Below are 1,023 nucleotides of genomic sequence, written 5' to 3'. Positions count from 1 at the left end.
CACAGGGATGAAGCGGCTCATGGCGATCTTCTCAGCTCGGCGATGACGGTGGTCAGTATCTCACGGTGCAACGGAAAGTCCGACAGGCTGCTAGGCGCATTAGTAACTCTTCTTCGGCTTCTGCCTGGGCGGCGGGTTTATCCGGCAGGGGCGTAGTGGCACCGGGCAGCCCCACGAGTGCTTTTGCCAAGTCATCCCAGCCGTAGGCGTTAAATACCGCGCGGTCTAGGGCGTCGTGGTCGGCAAGCAGGGTGCTGACCAAGCCTTGTTGGTTGATGGTTTGCTCTTTGGCGTTGAGCTCTTCGCCTGCGCGAAGCTTTTCCATCACGTTGTACATACCGGTAAGCGTGAGCGTTGGGTGCTCTGCCTGCTGACGCTTGCGATGGGCGTCGATCTGTTCGGCCAGTTGGCCGATCTTCGCCGCCTGCTCGTCGGTAAGTTCTGGAAAGGGGAAAGTCTCGAAGCAGCGGGTTTTTACATAGACTGAATCGTTGCCAACACCCAAACGGCTACCAGCCGCTAATGACCAGAGTATATGCAAGCGGCTTGATAACAGCCCAAACTCTTCACCCTTTTGCAGAGCAATATTGATTAGCTTGTTGTCTGGTAAAATATCGGCATCTAAAAACGTAAATAGGCGATGTTTTGCTGTTTCTACCGTGGAGATGTATCGCGGCAGACCTGCAGAGTAGTCTCGCCATTCTGGCCTTGGTCGGCCATGAAGCCACCATTTTTCGCGAATGCTTTTATCTTTATTTTGATCGCGCTCAGGTTTAACACGCTCGACTACCCATTGGTAAATTGATGGGTAATGCGTTTTTGCTTCGTCGGCGGTTAGTCCGAAGAGGTCTATCACTTTGACACCGCGTGGCGTCTGGGTCATATCCCGTCCGTTGCGGTAATTACGAATCACACTTTCATATGCTGGTTTACTCCTGAATCCGTGAGACCGGCCCCCGGAAGCACTTCTAACCCACTGACCTGCATGGCAATATAGCCATTATCGCCATTCACCCAGACAGT

1 protein-coding gene is annotated in these 1,023 nt (G+C 53.2%); it reads right to left on the bottom strand.

The genetic code is table 11. The features are described from left to right. Window positions 1-52: 52 nt before the first annotated feature. The gene (locus BMY49_RS17115; RefSeq protein ID WP_338061338.1) at window positions 53-913 is read right to left on the bottom strand and encodes a type IIL restriction-modification enzyme MmeI; all 861 of its coding nucleotides are present in this window, start codon (window positions 911-913) and stop codon (window positions 53-55) included. Between the last annotated feature and the right edge of the window lie 110 nt (window positions 914-1,023).

The organism is Vreelandella aquamarina, from assembly GCF_900110265.1.
GTDB lineage: Bacteria > Pseudomonadota > Gammaproteobacteria > Pseudomonadales > Halomonadaceae > Vreelandella > Vreelandella aquamarina.
Note: the sequence above shows the minus strand (reverse complement) of the source record. Positions and strands in the feature narration are given on the sequence as shown.